Raw genomic sequence first — 15,238 nt, forward strand, 5'->3', positions numbered from 1 at the left:
ATGCCCAGCCGCACCGGATCCACGCGGCACGCTCAGATCCGCAGCCCGACCTCGACGATGGCAAATGATACCGCGTGCAGCGAAGTCTGCTGTGCGCGTGCGTATTTGCGAATCAGGGCGAAGGCGTCGTCGAGGCCGACGCCGTGCCGGTTGGCGATAATGCCCTTCGCCTGTTCGATGACGATCCGGGAATCCAGCGCGTGCCGCAGTTGCTCGGTGAGCTGCTGTTGCTGGTTGCGCAGGTTCGCGTTGACCACATATCCGGTGGCCATATCCGCGAGCAGTTGGGCGGCCTCCAGATCGCTTTCCGGCCATCCTCGGGGCTCGTGCTGATACAGGTTCACCGCGCCGATCTTGTTGCCGCCCAGATGCATTGGGATTCCGGCCACCGCACAGATCCGATTCTGCAGCGCGACGGCGGTGTACTGCGGCCACCGTGCGAGCTCGGCCTCCAGGTCCGGTGCCGCGATCACCTGCCCCGACCTGTGCGCTTCGACGCACGGGCCCTCCTGCGTGAGCTCCTGACAGCGCTCCAATTCGGCGACGGCCTCGCTGGCCGCCGTCACGAACCGCAGTTTGCCATCGGATTCGAGCGTGACGCCCGCGCCGATCAAGCCGAGCACCGAGGTCACGCTGCCGACCAGTTCGTCCAGAGCGGTACTTACTTCGTAGGAGGTCGGCAGCAGCCGGGCGAACCGGGACAGGGCCGCCATCAATGCCTCACTGTCGTATGCCATTTCCGCACCTCGCTCTCGCGAAGCGCTTACCCCGCCGACGGACAGGAAAACGTGTTCACGCCCGTTCACCCGCGCGGCGCACCGCGTAGCCGAGCAGTCGCTCGGCCTGTTCGATGCCGCCCTGCAGATCGCCGACGGCGTCCATCTTCGACAGATCCAACCCGAGCGTGACCAGCGTCAACGGGATCTCCGACGACAGGCCGGTGATGATCACGCTCGCGCCCATCAGCCCACACGCGTCGACGGTCTGCACCAGGTGGTTCGCCACCGTCGTATCGATCGTCGGCACACCCGTGATGTCGATCACGACGACCTTCGCCCGATTGAGCCGGATGGCCCGCAGCAGCTGTTCGGTGAGCTGTTTGGCGCGTTGACTGTCCAGTACGCCGATTATCGGCAGGATCAGCAGTTGCTCGCGCACCTGCAACACCGGGGTGGACAGCTCGCGGATCGCCTCCTGCTGCTGGCGGATGATGCGCTCGCGCTCCTCGACGAACGAGACGCCGACGGTGTTCGCGATCCGGTTGGCGGCGGGCTCATACGCGTCCAGGATCCGGTACAGCAGGCCGAGATCGAGCTGGTACTTCTCGAACAGCGAGCGGGCCAGCACATCGCGCAGCAGCAGGACGATGCCGAGCACCTCCTCGGTCTGCACCCCGCGCGGGACGATGCGTTCGGACAGGTCGCGGGCGTAATCCTGCAGCGCCTCGACCGAACCGGTCTCCAGCACCGCGACATAGTTGTCGTAGACGCGGGTGGCCTCGGAGAACATCTGCTCCGGAGTCATCGCGGTGAGCAATTGGGCGGCGGTGATCCGGCGCGCCCACTCCTCCCGCAAGACGGTGCGGTTCTGCCGCAGGTGCCGGACGAGCTGGGACAGCAAATCCTTGCTGAGGCGGTCCGACTCGATCTCGAAGGGCTCGCTGACGAGCGACAAGGCGATGACCTTCCGGTACACCGGGACTCGGCGTTGTCGGCAGCAACCAGCCGCTTTCTTGACCGGGCACTGCCGTGCGTGAATCGTATACCCCCACGGAGTGTTTACGGTTCAAACGCCGTCACGAGTCGGCGACGCGGTTGCTGCGGTTGCGTCGCGAATCCGGCAAACCCGGACGGTCAGTCCGGTTGCCCGGGTTCGATATCGGGTTCCTCCTCGGCCAACCGGTCGCCGAGGCTCGGCCCGGCCCGCAGGTCGGCGGGCGGCACGGCGTAGCGGTCGGCGCCGGACCATTCGTCCGGCGGGTCCATACCCTCCTCCAGCGGGTCGACGCCGAGTTCGTCCTCGTCCAATTGCTCTGTGGCCGAGATGGTTTCGTCGGACCAGAGTTCCTGATCCGGTTGTTCGCCCCGCGCCGTCACAGCGGCTCCGGCCACTGCGGCGCGTCCACCGGGCGCACGACGGCCGCGGCCCGGCCGTGCGGGCCGAACTCGCGGCGGAACAGCACCTGCTGTCCCTCGGTCAGCGTGCGATAGCCAGGTAGATCGATATGGTCGAATTCCACGAAGACCGGGGCCTGCCGGACACCGTCCGGCGCGATGAATCCGAACCCCTTCTGCGCGTCGAACCAGGCGACCGAACCGGTCAGCCAGTCGGTGGTTTGCGGCGTCAACGAAGTGGTCATGGAGTCTCCTCCGTGCTCGTCCGGGATTGGCCGGAGCCGTTATGTAGGGTTCCCGCCCCGATCGGCGGGAAACTAGACCACCGCGACCAGAATCGCCGGGCCGGTTGGCCCGGGCGGCCGAACGGATTTCGTCGCTGAAGTGCTTCACCTGCTCGGCAGGCATGGTCGACGGCAGGTCGTCGTTGCCGCTCTACCCGCGAAAGTGAGTGGTAAACAATCGTTTTCGGATTCACGCCGGTCCGCGATCCAATGCGGGAAGCACCGTTTCCCGCAGGATCAGCAGCAGCGCGGCGGCCACCGGTATGGCCAGCAGTGCACCGACGATGCCGAGCAGCGCGCCGCCGAGCAGCACCGCGACCACGGTGACCACCGCGGGCACCTGCACGGTGCGCCCGATGATCGGCGGCACCAGCAGATAGTCCTCGACCAGGCGCAGCGCGATGAAGAAGGCGACCGTCGCGATGGTCACCGGCACCGAAACCGTCAGCGCCACCAGCGCGACGACGATGCCCGCGGCGGTCGACCCCACCACCGGGATCAGATCGAGCACGGCCACCAGCACCGCGAGCACCAGGGCGTACGGCACATCGAAGATCAGCAGCCAGATGAAGGTCAGCGTGCCGGTGATCAGCGAGATCAGCAGGTTGCCGAGGATATAGCCGCCGACCTTCGCGAAGATCTGGTCGCCGATGAGGATGGCCCTGGGCCTGCGCGCCCGGGGGAACAGGCGGTAGATGACGGCGCGCACCCGGCGGAAATTCGCCATGAAGTAAACGGTGAGCACCAGCACGATCACCGTCGAGGTGACCGCGCTGAACAGCGCCCGCCCGACATCGAGCACCCCGCCCGTGAGCCCCGACGATTCCGAAAGCCAGTGCTGCACTTTGTCTTCCAGATGGAAGCGGGAATCCAGATCGTGGATCACCGGATACCGCTGCGCCAGATGGCTGACATAGTCGGGCGCCTTGTGCGCCAAGGCCGTTCCCTGTTCGACCAGCGGCGGTATCAGGATCGCGAGGAATCCGGCGAACAACCCGAGCGCGACCAGGCAGACCAGCGTCACCGCGGCCCAGCGCGGGAACCAGGGCCGGACCAGCCAGGAGATGGCCGGTTCCATGCCGATCGCCAGAAACAGCGCGACCAGGATCAGCGTCAGCACCTGCCCGGCGGCGAGCACCGCCTGGATCAGCGCGTAGGTGGTGGCGACGCCCGCGGCGCCGGTCAGCCCGATCATGAACGGGGAGCGCCGGTCGAACGGGCGGCCGGGACGGCCGAGCGGATGCGTCGGCGTGCTGTCCTGTGCCGCCTGCGCCTCGGCCTCCAGCAGCGGACCACCCTCGGCGGCGGTATGCGGCTGACCGACGACATCATCGTGCCCGGCTTCGGCACCGCCGTCCGCCGCCGCGCGGGTTGAACGTTTCATGACCGGGCTATAGCCGAGCGGCGGTTTCCGAAACAGCCGTTTACCGGTCACAGTGGGGGTCGACGCGTTCGTGCAGGGTGAGCAGCATGTGGTCGAACGCGGTCTGCTCCTCCGCGGTCGACGGCGGCATCGTGGTGAGTTCGGCGATCAACTGAGCCGCAAGCGCACGCAGTTTGACGTTGGTTTCCTGGGAACGCCAGCGCAGCACCCGGAAAGCCTGCTCGGCATTGATCCGGTAGACGCGCATGAGCACGCCCTTGGCCTGCTCGATCACCGCTCGGGCGCTGACGACGTCGGCGATGGTTTCGTCGAGGGATTCCTGGATGCGCTCGTCGACGGTGTCGGTCAGGTCGACGTAGTAGCCCTCCAAGCCTATGACCTTGCCGTCCGCGTCCAACATGCTGCTGCTGAGAACCAGCACCTGATGCACCCGGCCCGCGGTATCGATGATCCGGTGACTGCTGCTGAACGGCCTGCCGTTCGTGACGGCCTCGGTGATGGCGTCGGCCACCTGTTCGCGGTCGTCCGGATGCTTGTGCTTCAGCATCAATTCGGTGGTCGGCGTGACGCTTCCCGGGCTGTAGCCGTGGATGGCCATCACCTCGTCCGACCATTCCCAGCGATGGTCGGTGAACCAGAAACGGAAGGTACCGGTGGTGCGCATCCCATCGGGACCGACCACCGCCGCCAACACCCGGGCCGACTCATCGGCCGTACTGTCCGTCACCTTCTAAGTATGAGGCGTATCAGTCGATTTCGATGGGTCCAGGGGATCGATCAGGGGGCCGGATAGTTGTCGGCGGCCAGCAGCCGAGCCAGGTGCGCCGCGTTGCGCGCCACCGTGGCGTTGGTTTTCCCGACGGCCTCCGGCACCTCGTCGAGGTCGCGGTAATCCGTGCTGCCCATGGCGTGATCGTTCCAATAGGTGCAGCCTTGCGCGGGAATGGAGAACCCCAGGTCGTTCAGGGCCTGGAACACATCGGCGACGATCTTGTGCGCGCCGTCCTCGTTGCCGACCACCGCGACGACGCCGACCTTCCCGGTCAGCGCGGGGCGGCCCGCCTCATCGGTCCGGGACAGCTCCGCGTCGAGCCGCTCCAGCACCCGCTGCGCGACCGACGACATATGGCCGAGCCAGGTGGGTGTGGCGAGTAACACGATTCGCGCCGACCGGATCTGCTCCAGCAGCACTGGCCATTGGTCGCGCGGGCCCTCATTGTCCGTGACGCCGGGATGGACGTCGTAGTCGACTACCCGGAGCACCTCACCTTTCACGCCGTAACCGACCAGTTCGTCGAGCACCTGACGCGCGATCAGATCGGAACTCGAATCCGCCGGCGACTGCTTCAGCGTGCACACCAATGCGACGGCGGTCAGCTCGTTCATGCGTCGCGAATACCCGCGCACCACAAAAGAAACCGATCGGCAACCCCCTGATTGACAACCGGCTCCGGGGGTAGTGCGGACATGTGGTCCGAACCGGGGCCGCAGCTAGTTTCAACTACCGAAGAGGAGAGGGCACCATGCCAGATCCGAAGAACCCCGGTCAGTTCGGAAACCGTCCGGATACTCAGGAGCAGGCCAGCAAGGGTGGCAAGGCGAGCAGCGGCAGCTTCGGCTCGGAAAACGCCGCCGACCCGCACGAGGCGGGCCGCAAGGGCGCCGAGGCGCAGCCTACCGAGGCCAAGCAGAAGGGTGGCCAGCACAGCCACAGCGGCAGCCAGAGCTGACCTCTTCGATCGGAGCGGGCCCGTGCGGTGACGCCCGGGCCTTCTTCGAATTATGCTGTAGCACTACCGGTTTCGGGGAGGTCGCGTGGCGGGAGCACCGGCTTGTGATCCGGCGGCCGCCCCTCCTCGATACCGCGTCCGCGCACCAGCTCCGCATCGAATTTGGCGCCGAGCAGCACCGCGAGATTGGTGAGCCACAGCCAGACGAGGAAGATGACGGCGGCCGCCAGCGAACCGTACACCCGGTTATAGGAGCCGAAATTCGCTACATAGACCGCGAATCCGGCCGAGGCCGCGATCCAGACCAGCACCGCGAGCACGCTTCCCGGTGTCAGCCAACGGAATCCGGGCTGACGCACATTCGGCGCCACCCAATACAGCACCGCGCAGACGACACTCACCAGCAGCGCGAGCACCGGCCACTTGAGCACCTCCCACAGCCACACGCCCGCCGATCCGATACCGAGCCAGCGCCCGACGCCGCGCGCCAGATCACCGGTGACGACGACGCCGATCGCACAGGCGGCGACCAGCACGACCATCGCGGCGGTCAGGCCGAATCGCAGCGGCAGCGTCTTCCAGATCGAACGCCCCTCGCACACCTCGTAGAGTGAATTCGCGGCACGGATGAACGCGCCGACATATCCGGAGGAGGTCCACACCGCGGTACCGAAGCCGGCGATCGCCAGTGGGCCGGAAAGCGAACGGGCGCCGTGCAATTCGTTGATGGCGTCCACCATCAACGCGGTGCCGCTACCGGGGCCGAGCCGATGGACGGTGTCGATCAGCGAATCGGTCGCGCCGTGGCCGAGCAGACCCAGCAGCGAGGTGAGCAGCAGCAGTCCTGGAAACAGTGACAGCACACTGTAATACGTCAGCGCGGCGGCCCAGTCGGTGAGTTCGTCCGACCACACCGCCATCAGCGTGCGCCCTAGTACCCCACGCCAAGTGCGCCAACGCAATTGGACCGGATTCGATATCCGACGGCGTGCCATCTTTCGACCCCTCGGCCGGAGAGACCGTGCGGGTCCCGGTGATGATCACCGAGACCCGCACGGCCGCAACCACTCTCGCCCCTTCCGGGCGGTTGCTGTATTCAGCGTCAGCGACCCTGACGAGCCCGCTCGCGCTGCTCGTCGATATCGGCCTGCGTGCGCGCCTTCTCGGCGGCGGCCTCCTTGGCGGCGGCCGCGCGCTGCGACGCCGCCTTGTCCTGCTGGGCGCGGCCCTCACCCTCGAGACCCTCGTCGCCGGTGACGATGCCAGCAGCCTCCTTGGCCTTGCCCTTGACGTCCTCCACGACGCCTTCGATACCTTCGCGAGGCCCGCTGCGGTGTTCGGACATGTCCGATCTCCTCGAAATCGATTGTCGGCTGACATAGGCCGCATACCCGCCGTACCGTGCCTCAACCGGATACGGCGGCAGGTTTTGCCCGGGTCACAGCGGCTATGCCCGGAGCATGACACCACTGTGGTTGACCGACGTATCGACACCGGCCCGGCTGCGGGTCACGCCGGGGCTGCGCTTCGACACCGTCGTCATCGGCGGTGGGCTCACCGGGCTGGTGACCGCGCTGCTGCTGGCGGAGAACGGCATCGAGGTCGCGGTGGTGGAGGCACGGCGCATCGGGGCGGGCACGACCGGTGCGAGCACCGCGAAAGTGAGTCTGCTGCAAGGTATTCGAGCTCAGCAGATCCGGCGGCATCGGTCCGGCGACACACTGCGCGCCTACCTGGACGCCAATCTGGCCGCGCAGCGCTGGATCGTCGACTACTGCGACACCCGCGGCGTGCCGTTCCAGCGGGCCGACGCGTTCACCTATGCCCAGTCCGAATCCGAAATCGACTCGGCCCGCGCCGAATACGAGGTGCTGCGCGCGGCAGGCGTGCCCGTCGAATTCGTCGAACGCCTCGATGTGCCGTTCCCGGCGCACGGTGCGGTGCGGCTGGCCGATCAGGTGCAGCTCGATCCGATGACCCTGCTCGCGGCCCTGGCCGCGGATATCGAGGCGCACGCCGCGCCGATCTACGAATCCAGCCCCGTGCGCTCGGTGCGCAACGGTGCCGACGGCGACTTCGTCATCGGCACCGAACATGCCGAGCTGCGCGCGGGCGCCATCGTATTGGCCACCGGCACACCGATTCTCGACCGCGGCGGCTTCTTCGCCCGGCTGGTGCCGCAGCGGTCGTATCTGACCGCGTTCCGGGTGGCCGAGCCGATTCCGCACGGCATGTACATCAGCGCGGGCGAACCGACCCGCTCACTGCGCTACACCCCGGCCGCGGACGGTGCGATCCTGCTCGTCGGCGGTAACGGTCACGTGGTGGGCCGCGCGACGAATACCGCGGAACTCATGGACGATCTCGTCGCGTGGACCCGGCGGTGGTTCCCCACCGCCGAACCCGTAACCGCCTGGTCCGCACAGGATTACGCGCCAGCCGACGAGCTGCCCTATATCGGGCCGCTGCTGCCCGGCAACGACGGCATACGCCTGGGCACCGGCTACGCGAAGTGGGGTATGACCAACGGGGTGGCGGCGGCGCTCGCGCTGGCCGGCCACAGCATCGGCAAGACACCGGAGTGGGCGGGTGCGCTGGCGAGTTGGCGCCCCGCGGAGGTCAAGGCACTGCCCGCCGTGATCTCCGCCAATGCCTCGGTGGCTCAACAGTTTTCGAAAGGCTGGCTGTGCGCGGGCCGGGCCGATGCCCAGCCGCCCGCCGAGGGCTGTGGCCGGATCGAGCGGCACCTCCCGCATCCCACCGCCGTAGCCACGGTCGACGGGACCGCCACCGAGGTGTCCGCGGTCTGCCCACACCTGTACGGCATTGTGCGCTGGAATTCGGCCGAAAAGTCCTGGGACTGCCCGCTGCACGGCTCCCGCTTCGCCGCCGACGGCACGCTGCTGGAGGGTCCGGCGACGCGATCGCTGCCGCAGGTCTGCCCGCCCATACCGGTTCTCGAACATCGCTGATCAACCCGTCATCAGCAGGCCGGTGACAGCGGCGGCGCCGAACAGCAGCCAGGCCGCGTAGTCACCGAGGTGTCCGCTGTGCGCCCGGTGCAGCGCGCCGATCACCGCCGAAAGGCGAGCCGGTGTGTCGGGCAACAGTTTTCGCCCGTAGAGCGCGAGCGCCGCCACCAGGACCGCGAGCACGGTCGACAGTCCGCCGAGCAGGACTCCCCCGGTGCTCCATTCGATATGCGTTCCGGCCGCCGTGGCGGGTGTCGTCCCGAGCAGCGCCGCGGCGCGGTAGCCGGTCGGCTCGGTGAACTCCGTTGCGGCGGAGCCGATCGCCGTGGTGAGCGCGGACGGAAACCCGAGCGCGAGCGCGACGAGCAGCAGCGCGCAGATCGAGGCGAACATGGTGGCCGGGACCCGGCCGCGCGGGGTCTCGGTGTCGGGGTGTTCGTGCGCACCGGTCGTCTCATCGGCCGCCGACTGCGCGGAAGGCTTTGCGCCGGAACCGAAGTAGATCCGCAGCCCGGCCCGGAGCACCGCGCCGCCAGTGAGCGCGGAGACCAGGACGACCAGCGCGATCGACCACATCGAGCCCGCCGACTCCTCCAGCAGCGCCTTGCCGAGCCCGGCCCCGGAGATCGGCAACCCGGCCAGCAGCAGCGCGGCGAGTACGAACAGCGCGCCGAGCACGCGATGCCGGGAGCCGCGATGGTACAACCGGTGCTCGTCGAGGGAGCTGTAGTGCGACAACAGGATTCCGGCCAGCAGGAACAGCGCGCCCTTCACCGCCGCGTGCCCGGCGAGGTACAGCGTCGCGGACGCGACGCCCGCGGCGGACAACGAGCCGACGCCGAGCAGGAACAACCCGATGTGCGCGATGGTGGAATACGCGAGCAACCGCTTGATATGCCGCTGTAGCAGACACATCACCGTGCCGAGCAGTGCCGTCGCCACCGCGAGCACCATGATCATCCGGTGCACGCCGGGCCGCGGCAGCACCACATCGAAGGCGCTCCAATAGATCCGGGCCAGCCCGTAGACGCCGAGCGGGGCCATCACCCCGGAGAAGAGCACGCACACCGGCGCGGGCGCGACGGCGTGCGCGTCGGCCAGCCAGAAATGGAACGGCGCCGCGGCGGCCTTCACCAGCCAGCCGGTGGCGATCAATCCGAAGGCGATGAGCGCGAGTAGATCCCGGTGTTGCCCGGCGAGCGCGACACCCAGCTGCGGCAGGCCCAGCTGTCCGGTATGCGCGTAGAGCAGCCCGATCCCGAACAGGCACAGGTACGCGCCGAGCGAGTTGATGACGCCGAAATTCAGCCCGCCCTGCACGGATTCGGGATCCTCGACCTCCATGCCGGTGAGCGCGTACGCGGCGACGCTCATCAACTCGAAGAAGACGAACATGTCGAAAAGGTCGCCGGTGAGCGCGAATCCGGTCATGCCCGCGGTGAACAGCAGCACCAGTGCCGGATAGTGGGCGCGCAGGTTGTCGAAGTAGTGCCAGCCGAACAGCAGCGCGACGGTGGTGAGCCCGGTGATGAGCAGGACGAGTACCGCGCTGAGCCGGTCGGCCACCAGCACGATGCCGACGGTCGCACCCGGGGCGGGCCGCCAACCGCCGGCCCAGGTGACCACCGCACCGCCGCCGGTGGCGCGCACCAGCAGCACGGCCAGCGCCGTGACGGCCACCGCGGCCGCGAGCGCGATGCTGTCGATCGCCGCGCGGGGCAGCAGCCTGCCGAGCGCCAGCAGTGCGCACGCACCACCGATCGGCAGGGTAATGATCAGCGGCGCAAGCGAATCCGCTGACATCAGCCGCGCAGCGCGTGCAGTTCGTCCGGCACGACGGTGCCGTGCCGCTTGGCAGTCTGGATCACCAGCGCCAGCAGCAGCGCGGTCACCGTCGCCGAGACGACGATGTCGGTGAGCGCCATCGCCTGTACCACCGGATCCACCACGGGCGAGCCGGGCGGGTTCGCGGAGCCGAAAATCGGTGCGGTGGCGCCGCGTTGGTAGCCGATGGCCAGCAGCAGCACATAGGTGCTCGACTGCGCGATCGAGACGCAGACCACGGTGTGCACCAGGTGCCTGCTGCGCACCACGCCGAGGATGCCGAAAAGCAACAGCCAGACCGCGACGACGTATGGGAAGACGGTCATCGCGATTCCCCTGTCGCCGAAAGGTATTGGCGGAAGAACTGGGCCAGCAGCACGATCATGCCGCTGCCCACCGCGAGCCCGACCGCGATGCTGAAGACCGGCACGGTGCCCGCCGAAGCGAGCTGACCCGTCGAGCCCAGCGGCAGGACGTTGGCCAGGAATCCGGCCCCGCTCAGCACACCGGCGATCCCGAGCAGCACCACCGCGCCCATACCCCCGGATTCGCCGAATTCGTACCACGGCAGCGGTCGCATCCGCCGCAGGGCGGGGTAGTCGCCCGCCACGTACAGCAGATGAATTCCGGTGGCGAGTACAACACCGCCCTGGAATCCGCCGCCGGGTGTCAGATGCCCGTGCACCACGACATCCGCGCCGACCAGCAGGGTCACCGGCAGCAGCAGGTATCCGGACAGCTTGGTCGCCGCCAGCAGCCGCGGCTTTTCCGTCGCGCGGCTCACCTCTTCGCTTTCATCGCGATCCAGCCGCAGCAGCGTGGCGGCGCCGACCACCGCGGCGACGAGTATGGCCTCCTCGCCGACCGTGTCGAAGCCGCGCTGATCGAAATTGATGGAGGACACCACATTCGGTGCATGCTGCCGCTGCGCGACCGCGACGGTGGCGTCCCGGTAGGGGTGTTCCCGCGCACCGAATTCGGGCAGCCGGACCACCGCGAGCCCGAGCAGCACCGCGATACCCGCCGCCCCGGCGAGGAATACGATCAACCGCACCGACCACCTCATGGCCGCTGCCATTTCCGGATGGCGCGCACGGTGAGCAGCACCATGAGCGGCACGATGGCGGTGCCGACCGCGATCTGCGAGAGCGCGACATCGGGCGCGCCGAGCAGGACGAACGCGGGGGCCAGCAGCGCACCGTACACCGCGAGCGAAACCGCCTGCCGCTGTGGACGATCCGTGAAGACGATCACCGTCCCGGCGACGGCGACCAGCAGCAGCGCCAGCACGATGAGTACGCTCACGACTGCGCCTCGCTGACGCTCGGCTCCGTCGCGAGCGAGGCTGCTGTGCCTATGGTTCGCTCGCTACGCTCGCTCACGACTGCGCCTCGCCGACGCCTGTCCGCGCTGAAACACGCTCCGCGGTGTGCGCATTACGCTTGCCGATCGCCGCGGCGAGCACCGGATTGGTCACGGCCAGCAGCAGCACGATCGCCGCCACCGTCGCCGCGGTGAGACCCGGTCCGTACCAGAGCAATACGGCCAGCGCGAGCAGCGGACCGGTCACCGAGGTGACAATGCTCGGATAGTGCAGCCGGGCGTATACGCCGCGCGGGCGCAGTGCGGCCAGCGACGCCGCGACGGCGAGCAGCGCACCGACCGCGAGCAGCGCACCGGCTATTGCGTCAGTCATCGGATTCTCCTGCGAGCCTGGTGAATACGAGGGTGCCCGCGAAGCCGAGCAGCACGAGCACCAGTGGGACGATCAGGTAGTCGGGCCTGCCGACCCCGAGGCTCGCGGTCACCAGCACGATCACCACCACCGAACTCACCAGCTGTAGGCCGACCAGCCGATGTTCGGCCGGGCCGCGCGCCGAGAGCGCGAGTCCGGGCGGCAGTGCGCCCGCGAGCAGTGCGCCGGTGACGAGCAACCAGACCGGCATCAGTCCGCCTCCGCTCGGCGCAGCGAACGCGCCAAACGCGTCTCGGGCAGTGGAAATGCGTGTGCCACAAGCTTTTTCCCATCCTCCACGGAATCGACGACGATGGTTCCCGGCGTCGCCGAGAACAGCATGGTCGCCGCGGCCTCCCGGCCCGACCGGCGCGCACCTGAATCCGTTTCCGCCAGGGGTATTTCGGTGCGCTCACCGAATTCCCGCCCGGTGCGCACCGCCAGGCGCAGCGCACCGGCGCTGTCCGCGGCGACCGCCGCCACCAGCGCGGGCAGCAGCCGCGGCAACTCCGGGGGCGGGCGCCAACTCCCGCGTACCGCGAGCCGCGCCCGCTGCGCGACCAATGCGCACGGCACCCCGAATACGCAGGCGGCCAACAGCTCCTGCACCGTGAACACCGTGACGGTGGCCAGCCAGATGAGCACGCAGACCACCCACCACGCCCCCGCCTCCACCGCGCTTGCGATGCGGCTCATTCACCCTGCGACTGCCGCCAGTCGCGCACGGCGTCGCGCGCCCGGTCGAACAGTGCGAGTGGCGGTCCCACAACGAGATTCGCCATCCTCGATTCGCCCGCGTGCGGATGCGGACGGGTCGGGGCCACCGCCTCGGCGGCCCGCAGCGATCCGGCCATCCGCTCCAATTGCGTCGCCGAGTACTGCTTGCGCAGCAGCGTGAACTCCTCCCGCTCCTCATGCGCGGCGTGCCTGTCCACCGCATCGGCGAATTCGGCCAGCCTGGCGTCGAATTCGGGATGGTCGACGCCGAGGTCGTACAGTTCGGAGAGCGCGCGCTTGGCTTCGCTCTCCTCCTCCAGCCGCGGCTGCACCACCTCTTCGGCGCCGAATACGGCGCGCTTGGCCACCGGATGCACCACGCCCTCCTCGGCGCTCTCGTGCACCGCGAGCAGCCGCACCAGCTCGCTGAACAGCTCCTGTTTGTCCTCGTGCCCGCTGCGCAGCCGGCGCAGCAGCGTGCGGATCTCCTCGTGCTGCGCGGTCAGCAGATCGACCACGTCTTGTTCGGGTTTGGTTGCCATTGTCTGCTCCGCATCGGTCGATTCCGAGCGGGTGCCCGGAATGAGCTCCTGTGCCTTGGTTTTCGCGCCCTGGGTGATCAGATGCCAGGCGTTGGGGTCGCCGCGCAGTACGGCCTCGGCCATATCCCGCATCTGCTCCCAAGTAGCGTGCGGCGGGATCGGCGGGACCTCCGGATCGGTGCGGACATCGATCAGCGCGGGCCCGTCGGCGTGCAGCGCACCGTCCCAGGCCGCGCCGAGATCGGCCGGATTGTCCACCGCGAACGCCGCGAATCCGGCGCTGCGCGCGAAATCGGCGTAGGAGAAGTCCGGAAGCGTCTGGGATTCCTCGAATTTCGGCGCGCCGCCCATCGCACGCAGCTCCCAGGTGACCTGGTTGAGGTCGTTGTTGTGGAAGACGCACACGATCAGGCGCGGATCGGCCCACTGCCGGTGATACCGCGCGATGGTGAGCATTTCGGCCATGCCGTTCATCTGCATCGAGCCGTCGCCGACCAGCGCGATGGCCGGACGGCCCGGTTCGGCGAATTTCGCGCCGATCGCGTACGGCACGCCCGGGCCCATGGTGGCCAGGGTGCCCGACAGCGACCCGCGCATCTGCCCGCGCATCCGCAGACAGCGGGCGTACCAGTTGGTCGACGAACCGGAATCCGCTGTCACGATTGCGTTTTCGGGTATGCGCTGGGACAGCTCCCAGATCACCCGCATCGGGTTCACCGGCTTCGCGTCCAGCATGGATTGCCGCTCGACGGTCTGCCACCAGCGGGCGACATTGTCCTCGATGGTGGCCCGCCACGACCGGTGCTGCTTGCGTTCCAGCAACGGAATCAGTTCGGCCAGCGTCGCTTTCGCATCACCGATCAGGTTGACCTCGGTCGGGTAACGCATCCCGATCATGGTGGGGTCGATATCGATCTGGATCGCCCTGGCCTGCCCGGGCTCCGGAAGGAATTGCGAATAGGGGAAATTCGATCCGACGATGAGCAACGTGTCGCAGTCGCGCATCATTTCGTAGCTGGGTCTGCTGCCGAGCAGGCCGATCGGGCCGGTCACGAACGGCAGATCGTCGGACAATACGTCCTTGCCCAGCAAGGCTTTCGCGACACCGGCCCCGGTGAGCTCGGCCACCTCGGTGACCTCCCCGGCGGCGCCGCGCGCACCCTGGCCGACCAGGATCGCCACCCGCGAACCCGCCTGCAGGATATCCGCGGCGCGCATGATCTCGTCCGGCTCCGGGCGGGCCCTGGTCACCGGGGTCGCGGGCGGGCTGGACGGCACCTCCTTGAACGCGTGCCCCGGCGGGGTGTACTTCTCCTCCTGCAGATCCGAGGGAATGATCACCGCGGTGGGCGCGCGCCGGGCCAGCGCGGTGCGGATGGCCCGATCGAGCGCATTGGGCAGCTGACTCGATACGTTGACCTCGACGAGGTAATCGGAGGCCACATCCTTGTACAGGGTTTGCAGATCCACTTCCTGCTGGTAGCTGCCGCCCATGGCGCTGCGCGCCGTCTGCCCGACGATCGCGACCACCGGCACATGATCGAGTTTCGCGTCGTACAGCCCGTTCAGCAGATGGATCGCCCCCGGGCCCGAGGTGGCCGTGCACACGCCGACCCGGCCGCTGAATTTCGCGTAGCCGGTAGCCTGGAATGCCGCCATCTCCTCGTGCCTGGCCTGGATGAAGGCGGGCTCGTTGTCCGCGCGGCCGAAGGCGGCGATGAGCCCGTTGATCCCGTCGCCCGGGTAGCCGAATACGTACTCGACGCCCCACTCCCGCAGCCGCTGCACGACGTAGTCACCAACCTGTTGCGTCATCGTCTCTCCTGTCGTGTCTGGCGGTGGCTGACGCGGCGCGAGTACCCGGAGTGGCCGAACCCAATCAGATGCCGGGTGTGCCGCCGAAACAGCCGGGTATCCGCGCTCCGACGCATCGAAC

Annotated in this window: 19 protein-coding genes and 1 pseudogene; 2 read left to right on the top strand and 18 right to left on the bottom strand. The window is 68.1% G+C overall.

Annotation, left to right across the window (positions count from 1 at the left end):
• Nucleotides 1-32: 32 nt before the first annotated feature.
• The 7 genes from F5544_RS33095 to F5544_RS33125 all read right to left on the bottom strand — a co-directional run bounded on the left by F5544_RS33095 (nucleotide 33) and on the right by F5544_RS33125 (nucleotide 5,168).
• On the bottom strand, nucleotides 33-737 hold the full coding sequence (locus F5544_RS33095) for a GAF and ANTAR domain-containing protein (protein WP_167476816.1): 705 nt from the start codon (nucleotides 735-737) through the stop codon (nucleotides 33-35).
• A 55-nt stretch (nucleotides 738-792) separates the two neighbouring features.
• Complete coding sequence (locus tag F5544_RS33100) at nucleotides 793-1,674, bottom strand: STAS domain-containing protein (protein ID WP_238846781.1); 882 nt, start codon at nucleotides 1,672-1,674, stop codon at nucleotides 793-795.
• A 179-nt stretch (nucleotides 1,675-1,853) separates the two neighbouring features.
• The gene (locus F5544_RS33105) at nucleotides 1,854-2,096 is read right to left on the bottom strand and encodes a hypothetical protein (protein WP_167476817.1); all 243 of its coding nucleotides are present in this window, start codon (nucleotides 2,094-2,096) and stop codon (nucleotides 1,854-1,856) included.
• Nucleotides 2,093-2,359 (bottom strand): cold shock domain-containing protein, encoded by a 267-nt coding sequence (locus F5544_RS33110; protein WP_167476818.1) that lies wholly within the window; start codon nucleotides 2,357-2,359, stop codon nucleotides 2,093-2,095. Before F5544_RS33110 ends, F5544_RS33105 begins: the two co-directional genes overlap by 4 nt.
• 229 nt (nucleotides 2,360-2,588) lie before the next feature.
• Nucleotides 2,589-3,782, bottom strand: a complete 1,194-nt coding sequence (locus F5544_RS33115; RefSeq protein ID WP_167476819.1) for an AI-2E family transporter — start codon at nucleotides 3,780-3,782, stop codon at nucleotides 2,589-2,591.
• Nucleotides 3,783-3,822: 40 nt separating this feature from the next.
• Complete coding sequence (locus F5544_RS33120; RefSeq protein WP_167479640.1) at nucleotides 3,823-4,446, bottom strand: PAS and ANTAR domain-containing protein; 624 nt, start codon at nucleotides 4,444-4,446, stop codon at nucleotides 3,823-3,825.
• Between the two features lie 113 nt (nucleotides 4,447-4,559).
• Nucleotides 4,560-5,168: a flavodoxin family protein gene (locus F5544_RS33125; protein ID WP_167476820.1), complete on the bottom strand. Its 609-nt coding sequence runs from the start codon at nucleotides 5,166-5,168 to the stop codon at nucleotides 4,560-4,562.
• A 137-nt stretch (nucleotides 5,169-5,305) separates the two neighbouring features.
• Between F5544_RS33125 and F5544_RS33130 the strand changes: the two genes are divergently transcribed.
• Complete coding sequence (locus F5544_RS33130) at nucleotides 5,306-5,512, top strand: hypothetical protein (protein WP_167476821.1); 207 nt, start codon at nucleotides 5,306-5,308, stop codon at nucleotides 5,510-5,512.
• 50 nt (nucleotides 5,513-5,562) lie between these two features.
• Here F5544_RS33130 and F5544_RS33135 read toward each other — a convergent pair whose 3' ends face one another.
• On the bottom strand, nucleotides 5,563-6,507 hold the full coding sequence (locus tag F5544_RS33135) for a YihY/virulence factor BrkB family protein (protein WP_167476822.1): 945 nt from the start codon (nucleotides 6,505-6,507) through the stop codon (nucleotides 5,563-5,565).
• A gap of 107 nt (nucleotides 6,508-6,614) precedes the next feature.
• On the bottom strand, nucleotides 6,615-6,857 hold the full coding sequence (locus tag F5544_RS33140; protein WP_167476823.1) for a CsbD family protein: 243 nt from the start codon (nucleotides 6,855-6,857) through the stop codon (nucleotides 6,615-6,617).
• A 115-nt stretch (nucleotides 6,858-6,972) separates the two neighbouring features.
• Between F5544_RS33140 and F5544_RS33145 the strand changes: the two genes are divergently transcribed.
• Complete coding sequence (locus tag F5544_RS33145) at nucleotides 6,973-8,484, top strand: FAD-dependent oxidoreductase (RefSeq protein WP_167476824.1); 1,512 nt, start codon at nucleotides 6,973-6,975, stop codon at nucleotides 8,482-8,484.
• Here F5544_RS33145 and F5544_RS33150 read toward each other — a convergent pair whose 3' ends face one another.
• The 9 genes and pseudogenes from F5544_RS33150 to F5544_RS33190 form a co-directional block, all read right to left on the bottom strand.
• On the bottom strand, nucleotides 8,485-10,287 hold the full coding sequence (locus tag F5544_RS33150; protein ID WP_167476825.1) for a complex I subunit 5 family protein: 1,803 nt from the start codon (nucleotides 10,285-10,287) through the stop codon (nucleotides 8,485-8,487).
• Nucleotides 10,287-10,634, bottom strand: coding sequence for a sodium:proton antiporter (locus tag F5544_RS33155; RefSeq protein ID WP_167476826.1), 348 nt, complete (start codon nucleotides 10,632-10,634; stop codon nucleotides 10,287-10,289). The genes F5544_RS33150 and F5544_RS33155 overlap by 1 nt, the downstream gene beginning before the upstream one ends.
• Entirely contained in the window at nucleotides 10,631-11,362 is a 732-nt protein-coding gene (locus tag F5544_RS33160) for an MnhB domain-containing protein (RefSeq protein ID WP_238846782.1), read from the bottom strand. The genes F5544_RS33155 and F5544_RS33160 overlap by 4 nt, the downstream gene beginning before the upstream one ends.
• Before the next feature lie 8 nt (nucleotides 11,363-11,370).
• Nucleotides 11,371-11,613 (bottom strand): Na(+)/H(+) antiporter subunit B, encoded by a 243-nt coding sequence (locus F5544_RS33165; protein ID WP_167476827.1) that lies wholly within the window; start codon nucleotides 11,611-11,613, stop codon nucleotides 11,371-11,373.
• Nucleotides 11,614-11,686: 73 nt separating this feature from the next.
• Nucleotides 11,687-12,004 carry a monovalent cation/H(+) antiporter subunit G gene (locus F5544_RS33170; protein ID WP_167476828.1) on the bottom strand — a complete coding sequence of 106 codons (318 nt, stop codon included), beginning with the start codon at nucleotides 12,002-12,004 and terminating at the stop codon, nucleotides 11,687-11,689.
• A complete protein-coding gene (locus tag F5544_RS33175; RefSeq protein ID WP_167476829.1) occupies nucleotides 11,997-12,254 on the bottom strand; it encodes a monovalent cation/H+ antiporter complex subunit F in 258 nt (85 codons plus the stop codon). The genes F5544_RS33170 and F5544_RS33175 overlap by 8 nt, the downstream gene beginning before the upstream one ends.
• Nucleotides 12,254-12,739: a Na+/H+ antiporter subunit E gene (locus tag F5544_RS33180; protein WP_167476830.1), complete on the bottom strand. Its 486-nt coding sequence runs from the start codon at nucleotides 12,737-12,739 to the stop codon at nucleotides 12,254-12,256. Before F5544_RS33180 ends, F5544_RS33175 begins: the two co-directional genes overlap by 1 nt.
• A complete protein-coding gene (locus tag F5544_RS46725; RefSeq protein WP_167479642.1) occupies nucleotides 12,736-13,302 on the bottom strand; it encodes a hemerythrin domain-containing protein in 567 nt (188 codons plus the stop codon). Before F5544_RS46725 ends, F5544_RS33180 begins: the two co-directional genes overlap by 4 nt.
• 27 nt (nucleotides 13,303-13,329) lie before the next feature.
• Nucleotides 13,330-15,117: pseudogene (locus F5544_RS33190) on the bottom strand (thiamine pyrophosphate-requiring protein); the annotation flags it as partial.
• Between the last annotated feature and the right edge of the window lie 121 nt (nucleotides 15,118-15,238).

The organism is Nocardia arthritidis, assembly GCF_011801145.1.
Lineage (GTDB): Bacteria > Actinomycetota > Actinomycetes > Mycobacteriales > Mycobacteriaceae > Nocardia > Nocardia arthritidis_A.

What these genes read in the sequence shown, in the direction of transcription:
- F5544_RS33150 (WP_167476825.1), bottom strand. Translation starts at nt 10,287, where the DNA reads ATGTCAGCGGATTCGCTTGCGCCGCTGATCATTACCCTGCCGATCGGT.
- F5544_RS33140 (WP_167476823.1), bottom strand. Translation starts at nt 6,857, where the DNA reads ATGTCCGAACACCGCAGCGGGCCTCGCGAAGGTATCGAAGGCGTCGTG.
- F5544_RS33180 (WP_167476830.1), bottom strand. Translation starts at nt 12,739, where the DNA reads ATGAGCCGCATCGCAAGCGCGGTGGAGGCGGGGGCGTGGTGGGTGGTC.
- F5544_RS33110 (WP_167476818.1), bottom strand. Translation starts at nt 2,359, where the DNA reads ATGACCACTTCGTTGACGCCGCAAACCACCGACTGGCTGACCGGTTCG.
- F5544_RS33170 (WP_167476828.1), bottom strand. Translation starts at nt 12,004, where the DNA reads ATGACTGACGCAATAGCCGGTGCGCTGCTCGCGGTCGGTGCGCTGCTC.
- F5544_RS33120 (WP_167479640.1), bottom strand. Translation starts at nt 4,446, where the DNA reads ATGCGCACCACCGGTACCTTCCGTTTCTGGTTCACCGACCATCGCTGG.
- F5544_RS33125 (WP_167476820.1), bottom strand. Translation starts at nt 5,168, where the DNA reads ATGAACGAGCTGACCGCCGTCGCATTGGTGTGCACGCTGAAGCAGTCG.
- F5544_RS46725 (WP_167479642.1), bottom strand. Translation starts at nt 13,302, where the DNA reads ATGGCAACCAAACCCGAACAAGACGTGGTCGATCTGCTGACCGCGCAG.
- F5544_RS33095 (WP_167476816.1), bottom strand. Translation starts at nt 737, where the DNA reads ATGGCATACGACAGTGAGGCATTGATGGCGGCCCTGTCCCGGTTCGCC.
- F5544_RS33175 (WP_167476829.1), bottom strand. Translation starts at nt 12,254, where the DNA reads ATGCCGGTCTGGTTGCTCGTCACCGGCGCACTGCTCGCGGGCGCACTG.
- F5544_RS33130 (WP_167476821.1), top strand. Translation starts at nt 5,306, where the DNA reads ATGCCAGATCCGAAGAACCCCGGTCAGTTCGGAAACCGTCCGGATACT.
- F5544_RS33135 (WP_167476822.1), bottom strand. Translation starts at nt 6,507, where the DNA reads ATGGCACGCCGTCGGATATCGAATCCGGTCCAATTGCGTTGGCGCACT.
- F5544_RS33145 (WP_167476824.1), top strand. Translation starts at nt 6,973, where the DNA reads ATGACACCACTGTGGTTGACCGACGTATCGACACCGGCCCGGCTGCGG.
- F5544_RS33155 (WP_167476826.1), bottom strand. Translation starts at nt 10,634, where the DNA reads ATGACCGTCTTCCCATACGTCGTCGCGGTCTGGCTGTTGCTTTTCGGC.
- F5544_RS33115 (WP_167476819.1), bottom strand. Translation starts at nt 3,782, where the DNA reads ATGAAACGTTCAACCCGCGCGGCGGCGGACGGCGGTGCCGAAGCCGGG.